Below are 8,182 nucleotides of genomic sequence, written 5' to 3'. Positions count from 1 at the left end.
GGCCACCGTGACGTCCTCCGCCTTGCGGGCAAGGCTGTAGCCGCCACCCGGGCCGCGCACGCTCTCCACGATCTCGTGGCGACGCAGCTTACCGAACAGCTGCTCGAGGTAAGAGAGGGAAATTTTCTGGCGCTGGCTGATGCCCGCTAGCGTAACGGGGCCCTGATCCTGGCGCATGGCCAGGTCGATCATGGCGGTTACCGCGAAGCGGCCTTTGGTCGTCAGTCTCATGATGCTGGGGAGTACTTGATCATTTTGGTCAAGTATAAAAGAAGTCGACTAATTCAGTCAAGTACCCCTGCCGCATTGCATCAAACCCGCCCCTCCCCCACCGGCGCCGCCGTCTCTGGCGCGCGCGGAGGCACGATCAGGGACCAGGGGTTTTTCAGGATGCGCTGCCGCACGGCCGCGCTTAGCGCCCGGCGGTCTACCCGACGCAGGCTGCGTGAGCGCAACGCCATATTGAAGGCCAGGGCGAAACTCACTGCCACATTGAGCAAACCCATCAGCGCAATGCCCGCCACCGCCAGCCAGAACGAAGGCATTTTCAGCACGCCGAGACCCAGCACGCCAATCGAGGTGCCTACCGCCCCGGTCGACAACGTGACGTGGCGCACCTCCATATGCGGACCGAAGAAGCTGAGGATCTCCGGCCCCAGACCGAGCAGCAGGCCAAGCGAGACATTGGCCGCGACCCCCGACATATTGCGCTTCCAGAAATCCGCCATGCGCGCCGCACCCTGCACGCCCAGCACATAGCGCAGGCGGCGGTTATACGCCATCACGTCGTGCACCTTGTGCAGCGCGAACCAGTTGTCGGCCCAGCCTGCCACCAGACTGGACAGCCACAGCAGCACGCCGGTGAAGATGGCATAGACAGGCGTGGGACCGAGAATGGAGAAGGACTCAATGGTGGCGATCGCCTTCGCCGGTGTGATCAGGTTGGCACCCAGGAAGCGATTGGCCAGCCACTGGATGGCCAGCGCGACCGGAAACACTGCCGCGAGGTTGCCGAAAATCGCCGCGGCGTTCGAGCGAATCATCGCGATGGTGTCATCGACAAAGATCTCCCGGCCCTCTGGCCTGCCGACCGCGTCGAGCCGGTGCGCCAGCGCCGGGCCGGTCATCGCCGGCTGCTTGGTGGCCAGCGTGAAATGCGCGAAGTGAATCACCAGGAAGCTGCCCGCATAGTTGAGCGAGGCAAGCAGGCCCTCGATGAACTTGTCCAGGTGCAGTCCGTAGATCAGAAACTTGAGATAGACCGTGCCCACGGTGATCAGGCCGCCGCCGGCCGCGGCCCGCATCAGATCGCGGTACTCGCGGCGGTCGCGCGTGATGTAATGCTCGCCGGTTTCGGCAGAGCGCTCCACCACCTTGCGCGCCAGTTGCGAGAACGAAGTGCCGGCCAGATGGACGATGCTGCGGCGCGCCTGGGTGGAACGAATCAACGCCGCAATCAGATGGGCATGCCGGTCGCGCCGCTGCGGCTCGACCCAGGTTGCCAGCAACAGCTCGATGCGCGCAAGCCGCACTTTCATGCGCTCGATCTGGAACACGACCTCCACAGACACGCCATTCTCTTCGAGATCGTCGTACACACGCTGGGCCGCCTGGTGGCAGCCGTCAAGTAGTGCACGGAAATAGTTGAGGCGGTGCGCGAACGCCTCGCCACCGTGCTGCGCAGCCCCTTCCTCGCACAAGGCCTCGGCGGCGCTGCCCAGGCGGAAGAACGGCGTGTCCTGCACCTTGCCACTGAGGCGCGAGCGGATCGCCTGGCTCAGCCCCGTGGCGCGAACCTGGCTCACCAGTACCTGGATGCTGGTGGCCAGCGTGCGATCAAAACGATCCCATTCCGGCACCGCGGCGGCATCGCCCGCTGCCTCCGGGTCGTCCGCGCGCAACACGGCAGTCAGCCCCTCGAGCAACTCGGCGTCCAGCGCCTCGACCCAGTCGGCATCGTTGCCGTCGATAAACAGCAGCGCAAACAGGCTCGCCAGATCGCCGCGATTGGGCGGCGGTGGCAGGAAGCGCGCCTGTAGCCGATCGAGCACCTCGCTCCAGAAGCCCGGGTGAGACGCCACGCCGGTATCGCAAAGCAAGGTAGTGGGATCGTTGTCGCGCACCAGCGAGCGCACCATGCTGGCAAAGCGCCCCGCCACTTCCGGGTTGCGGCCAAGCACCTGCAGCAGGTAGCGCAGCCGAACGTGCTCGCGGCGGCTCTTGTCGGCCGCCATGCCTTCGGCGCCAGGCAGCCCGTCGCGCCGGATCCAGTAGCCCAGTTCGATCAGCCAGCTGTTACGGTCCGCCAGCGGTGCCTCCGGGTCCGCGGCCGCCAGGATTGCGTCGAGTTGCAGGCTGGCATTGCGCGATTCGCGCCATTTGCGGAACAGGGAACGAAACATGAAACCTCATGAAAATTAAACAACGGCCGGAAGGTTCGCGCCGCCGGTCAGGCCGCGCCGTCCAGCCTCTTTGCGAGCAGCATGGCGACCACGCCATCGCAGGCGTCCTCCACGTAATCGAGCACGCGTTCGAAGCCGTCGCCCTCGCCATAATAGGGATCCGGCACTTCATCCGCGGCGTGGCGGCTGGCGAAGCTCATCAACAAGCGCAACTTGTCCTGACTGCCAGGCGGGCTGATTGCGCGCAGAGCCGCCAGGTTGTCATGGTCCATGGCCAATAGCAGGTCGAAACGCGCGAAATCCTGCACCACCGCCAGCCGCGCGCGTTGCGCGGAGAGATCGTAGCCACGGGCCAGCGCATGGCGCTGCGAGCGCGCATCCGGCGCCCGCCCGACGTGGTAGCCATGCGTGCCCGCCGAATCCAGCTCGACCAGATCGGCCAGCCCCGCCGATTCCAGTTTGGCGCGCATCACGCCTTCAGCCGTTGGCGAGCGGCAAATATTGCCCATACAGCACATGAGAATGGCGTATTTCTTCATAGGAATCAGATACCTGAGGTTCATTCAGGAAGCGAAAGTGCAGCCAGGCCGCTGATACGTCCCGATGAAATCAATCGCCTGCAGCACGCCTTGGGCAGCCGTGGCAGTCCTTCACGAATTTTGCAAGCCGAATTCTACCCGCTGCCGCCTACGCGAACCGCCACGATCAAGAGGCGCCGCGGTTGCGGTTCGAAGTCGAAAAAAGCGCTGAGGGCGGCGAGAAGCGAAGGACCGCGATTGCAATCAAGCCACCCGGCCCGCTGCATTGTGGCAAATTAGCTGACGCAAAGTCGTCACCCGCTCATAATCGCGTAGTGAATATCCGCCCTAGCCATCTCCTGATATCGCCCATCTTGCTTTGCGCAAGCCTAGCGGGCGCCGCCGAACCTGCCGTGGGTGCCACCCCAGATTCAGGTTGTGAAAACCTGCTCACCGTGGTCCGGCGCAGCCTGGAGGATGAAATCGGCTCGGCATGCCCGGCGCTGGTTCCGGGGCCGGGCACGGCGTGCGCTGCGCAGCGCGAACCGCTGCGCGCCATCGTGGATTTCATCGGCAAGCGCCACGACGCTGATGCCGATGCGTGCGAAACCCTGCTGGAAGTCAATAAGCGCCTGCGATCGCTCCCCCCAAAGGGCTAGGCCACGCCCCTCGCCTGCCTTTGCAGCCGCGCGGGCCGGCCAGCCCGAAGGACTGGCCGGCGACAGTGCGACTCAGGGCAGCTTGGCCGCCAGCACGTCCAGCTTCTCGATGGAAGGCGGCTTGGCGAACAGGTCGGGGGCCTTCGCCATCAAGGCTGCCGCGACCTTGCCCGAGAGATGGGCCTGGCGCCCGGCCTCATCGGGGAACGCATCGAAGATGCCGTACATGGACGGCCCGAGGCGAAGCGCGAACCATGCAGTGGTGCCGGTTTCCTCCTGCACCAGCGGCAGGCCGCCAAGCAGGAGTTCCTCTATTTCCTTTTCCTTGCCGGGCTTCGCGTGCAGCGGAACCCACAGAGCGAACTTGACCATGAGCAGTCTCCTCACTACCGTCCGGGATTCCAACTATAGACGGTAGCAAGGCCAGCGCCCGCATGCCACAGGGGCGAGCGCCCTCAGGACGCGGCCGCGGCCGGCGGCAAGTGCTCCCCGTCGCCGCTGGCGCCGAATACCTGCCGCTTGAGCTTGGCCAACTGGTCGCGCACCTGCCCGGCCTTTTCGAACTCGAGATTCTTGGCGTGCTCGAACATTTGCTTTTCCAGCCGCTTGATCTCCTTCGCGACCTGCTTCTCGCTCATGTCTTCGTACTTGGCGCGCTCTTCCGCGGCCAGCAGTTCCGCCTTCACCTCGCCCGGGTCGTAGACCCCGTCGATGATGTCCTTGATACGCTTGACGACGCCGCGCGGCACGATGCCGTTGGCTTCGTTGAAGGCAACCTGCTTGGCTCGCCGCCGCTCGGTCTCGCCGATTGCCCGCTTCATCGAATCGGTCATCCGGTCGGCATAGAGAATGGCGGTGCCGTTCACGTTACGGGCAGCGCGGCCGATGGTCTGGATCAGCGAACGCTCGGCCCGCAGGAAGCCTTCCTTGTCCGCGTCGAGAATGGCCACCAGCGAGACTTCCGGGATATCCAGGCCCTCGCGCAGCAGGTTGATGCCGACCAGCACATCGAAGGTGCCCAGCCGCAGATCGCGGATGATCTCCACGCGCTCCACGGTATCGATGTCCGAGTGCAGGTAGCGGACCTTGACGCCGTTCTCGGTCAGGAACTCCGTGAGCTGCTCGGCCATGCGCTTGGTGAGCGTGGTCACCAGCACGYGCTCTCCGACGGATACCTTCTGGTGGATCTCGGACAGCAGATCGTCGACCTGCGTGGTCGCCGGACGCACGTGGATGATCGGATCGACCAGCCCTGTGGGCCGTACCACCTGCTCCACCACCTGCCCCGCATGCTCGTTCTCGTAGTTGGACGGCGTGGCCGAGACAAACATGACCTGCCGCATCTTGCCCTCGAACTCCGCGAACTTCAGCGGACGGTTGTCCAGCGCGGAGGGCAGCCGGAAGCCATAGTCGACCAGGGTGGTCTTGCGCGCCCTGTCGCCGTTGTACATGCCGTTGAACTGACCCATCAGCACGTGCGACTCATCCAGGAACATCAACGCATCGGACGGCAGGTAGTCGACCAGCGTGGGCGGCGGGTCGCCCGGCCTTGCGCCCGACAGGTGGCGCGAATAGTTCTCGATGCCCTTGCAGAAACCCAGCTCGGACAGCATTTCCAGGTCGAAGCGGGAGCGCTGCTCCAGCCGTTGCGCCTCCACCAGCTTGTTCTCCTTGTAGAAGAAGTCCAGGCGCTCGCGCAGTTCGACCTTGATATCCTCGATCGCCCGCAGCACCGTTTCGCGCGGAGTCACATAGTGGCTTGACGGATAGACCGTGAAACGCGGGATCTTCTGGCGCACGCGCCCGGTCAGCGGATCGAAGAACTGCAGCGAATCGATCTCGTCGTCGAACATGTCGACACGCACCGCTAGCTCGGCATGCTCGGCCGGAAAGATATCCAGCGTATCGCCTCGCACGCGGAAGGTGCCGCGCTGGAAATCGGTCTCGTTGCGGGTGTACTGCATGGCGATCAGGCGCGCAATCACATCGCGCTGGCTGATCTTGTCGCCCGTGCGCAGCGTCAGGATCATCTTGTGGTACTCGGACGGATTGCCGATACCGTAGATGGCGGAGACGCTGGCCACGATGATGGTGTCGCGCCGTTCCAGCAGGCTCTTTGTGGCCGACAGCCGCATCTGCTCGATATGCTCGTTGATCGAGGAATCCTTCTCGATGAACAGGTCGCGCTGCGGCACGTAGGCTTCGGGCTGGTAGTAATCGTAATAGCTGACGAAGTACTCCACGGCATTGCGCGGGAAGAACTCGCGGAACTCGGAATACAGCTGCGCGGCCAGCGTCTTGTTGGGCGCGAACACGATGGCCGGACGCCCCATGCGGGCAATCACATTGGCCATGGTGAAGGTCTTGCCCGAACCGGTCACCCCCAGCAGGGTCTGGTAGGACAGGCCATCCTCCACCCCCTCGACCAGCTGGCGGATCGCCTCGGGCTGGTCGCCAGCCGGCAGATAAGGCTGGTAAAGCTGGAACGGCGAACCGGGAAAGGTCGCGAACTTCTCTTCATCCAGCGCGGGTGCGACTTCAACGAGATTCGACATAGGCTGGTAGGGGAAAACCTCAGGAAAACGGGCAGATACGCTAGAATCTTGGGGTTGGCGGCCAGGTATCAAGATGGGGGCCGCCCGCACTCCCGAGCGCAGTCCGGAGCATTCTACGCCTTCCCGTTTTGTTACATAGTTGACCACGAGATCCCAAATGAGTTTGTTTTCTGCCGTCGAGATGGCCCCGCGCGACCCGATCCTGGGCCTGAATGAAGCCTTCAATGCCGATACCCGTGCGACCAAGGTCAATCTGGGTGTTGGCGTGTACTTCACCGACGAAGGGAAAATCCCTCTGCTGCGCGCCGTGCAGGAAGCCGAGAAGGCCCGCCTGACCACCGCCACTCCGCGCGGCTACCTGCCGATCGAAGGCATCGCCGCCTACGACCAGGCCGTGCAGACCCTGCTGTTCGGCAAGGAATCGCCGCTGATCACCGAAGGTCGCGTAGTGACGGCCCAGGCACTCGGCGGCACTGGCGCGCTCAAGATCGGCGCCGACTTCCTCAAGCGCCTGTATCCGGACGCCAAGGTCGCCATCAGCGACCCGAGCTGGGAAAACCACCGCGCCCTGTTCGAGGCAGCCGGCTTCCCCGTGATCAACTACACCTATTACGACGCCCCCAGCCACGGCCTGAATTTCGCCGGCATGGTGGAATCGCTGAAGTCGTACGCGGCCAACACCATCGTCGTGCTGCACGCCTGCTGCCACAACCCGACCGGTGTCGACCTCTCGCCCGAGCAATGGAAGCAAGTGGTGGAACTGATCAAGGAACGCAACCTGATCCCGTTCCTCGACATGGCCTACCAGGGCTTCGCCGATGGCATCGACCCGGACGGCGCTGCAGTGCGCCTGTTCGCCGAATCCGGCCTGCCGTTCTTCGTCTCGAGCTCGTTCTCGAAGAGCTTCTCGCTGTACGGCGAGCGCGTGGGCGCGCTGTCGATCGTCACCACGGGCAAGGAAGAAGCCCAGCGCGTGATGTCGCAGGTCAAGCGCGTCATCCGCACCAACTACTCCAACCCGCCGACCCATGGCGGCACCGTGGTCGCCACCGTGCTGAACAGCCCCGAGCTGCGCGCCATGTGGGAACAGGAGCTGGGCGAAATGCGTGACCGCATCAAGCTGATGCGCCATGCGCTGGTGGACAAGCTGGCCGCCAAGGGCGTGCCGGGCGACTTCTCGTTCGTCAAGGCCCAGCGCGGCATGTTCTCGTACTCGGGCCTGAACTCGGCGCAAGTGGACCTCCTGCGCAACGAGCATGGCATCTACGCCGTGGGCACCGGCCGCATCTGTGTAGCAGCGCTCAACAGCCGCAACATCGACGCGGTGGTCGACGCCATCGCCGCCGTGCTGTAACGGTACACGTGTAAAGTGGACGGAAAGGCGACTTCGGTCGCCTTTTCCACGTCTGGCCGCATCTTTTTACATTTTTTTGGATTTGTCAGCCAGAAGTACAGCGTTTGTCCTCTTGTCTTTTTCCGATGCAAGCGTACCTTAGGGTATATGCTGCATCGCACGATCGTTCGATAACGAGCATAATCGGTAACACATTAGCAATTCTGTGTTTGCTGCATTCGTAATATCAAGGCGTTGAATTCCAGCTTCGCCCCCAGCCTGATAGGGACCCGTCATGCTTTACCAGCTGCACGAATTCCAGCGCTCGATGCTGCACCCACTTACCGCGTGGGCGCAGGCTACAGCCAAGACCTTCACCAATCCCCTGAGCCCGATGTCCCTGGTGCCAGGCGCCACGCGACTGGCCGCCGGCTACGAACTGCTTTACCGGCTCGGCAAGGAATACGAGAAGCCGGGCTTCGATATCAAGTCGGTACGCTCCAACGGCAGGGACATCCCGATCGTCGAACAGACCATCATCGAAAAGCCCTTCTGCAAACTGGTGCGCTTCAAGCGCTATGCGGACGACCCCGAGACCATCAAGCTGCTCAAGGATGAGCCGGTCGTACTGGTATGCGCGCCCCTGTCGGGCCACCATTCCACGCTGCTGCGCGACACGGTGAAAACCCTGCTGCAGGATCACAAGGTCTATGTG

General features: G+C 63.3%; 7 protein-coding genes and 1 pseudogene. 3 read left to right on the top strand and 5 right to left on the bottom strand.

All coding sequences use genetic code 11. From position 1 onward, the window contains the following. The 3 genes from AC1DKD_RS36225 to AC1DKD_RS36215 form a co-directional block, all read right to left on the bottom strand. Positions 1 to 231 (bottom strand): Rrf2 family transcriptional regulator (locus AC1DKD_RS36225; protein WP_477144364.1); only part of this gene is annotated, 231 nt, incomplete at its 3' end. Positions 232 to 311: 80 nt separating this feature from the next. Further along, entirely contained in the window at positions 312 to 2,402 is a 2,091-nt protein-coding gene (locus tag AC1DKD_RS36220; protein WP_441630002.1) for a site-specific recombinase, read from the bottom strand. Between the two features lie 47 nt (positions 2,403 to 2,449). Beyond that, the gene (locus AC1DKD_RS36215; protein ID WP_045238075.1) at positions 2,450 to 2,941 is read right to left on the bottom strand and encodes a low molecular weight protein-tyrosine-phosphatase; all 492 of its coding nucleotides are present in this window, start codon (positions 2,939 to 2,941) and stop codon (positions 2,450 to 2,452) included. A gap of 182 nt (positions 2,942 to 3,123) precedes the next feature. On the opposite strand from AC1DKD_RS36215, the gene AC1DKD_RS36210 reads away from it, so the two are divergent. Then, positions 3,124 to 3,579, top strand: coding sequence for a hypothetical protein (locus tag AC1DKD_RS36210; RefSeq protein ID WP_441630000.1), 456 nt, complete (start codon positions 3,124 to 3,126; stop codon positions 3,577 to 3,579). Positions 3,580 to 3,651: 72 nt separating this feature from the next. On the opposite strand, the gene AC1DKD_RS36205 is transcribed toward AC1DKD_RS36210, so the two are convergent. Next, on the bottom strand, positions 3,652 to 3,951 hold the full coding sequence (locus tag AC1DKD_RS36205) for a putative quinol monooxygenase (RefSeq protein WP_441629998.1): 300 nt from the start codon (positions 3,949 to 3,951) through the stop codon (positions 3,652 to 3,654). Positions 3,952 to 4,034: 83 nt separating this feature from the next. Then, entirely contained in the window at positions 4,035 to 6,134 is a 2,100-nt protein-coding gene (gene uvrB / locus AC1DKD_RS36200; protein ID WP_477144363.1) for an excinuclease ABC subunit UvrB, read from the bottom strand. Between the two features lie 157 nt (positions 6,135 to 6,291). On the opposite strand from uvrB, the gene AC1DKD_RS36195 reads away from it, so the two are divergent. Both AC1DKD_RS36195 and AC1DKD_RS36190 read left to right on the top strand, forming a co-directional pair. Then, positions 6,292 to 7,488, top strand: coding sequence for an amino acid aminotransferase (locus tag AC1DKD_RS36195; RefSeq protein ID WP_441629994.1), 1,197 nt, complete (start codon positions 6,292 to 6,294; stop codon positions 7,486 to 7,488). Positions 7,489 to 7,762: 274 nt separating this feature from the next. Beyond that, positions 7,763 to 8,182 (top strand): annotated as a pseudogene (locus AC1DKD_RS36190) (polyhydroxyalkanoate depolymerase); the annotation flags it as partial.

The sequence above is a fragment of the Cupriavidus sp. 05T313 genome, assembly GCF_056396665.1.
Note: the sequence above shows the minus strand (reverse complement) of the source record. Positions and strands in the feature narration are given on the sequence as shown.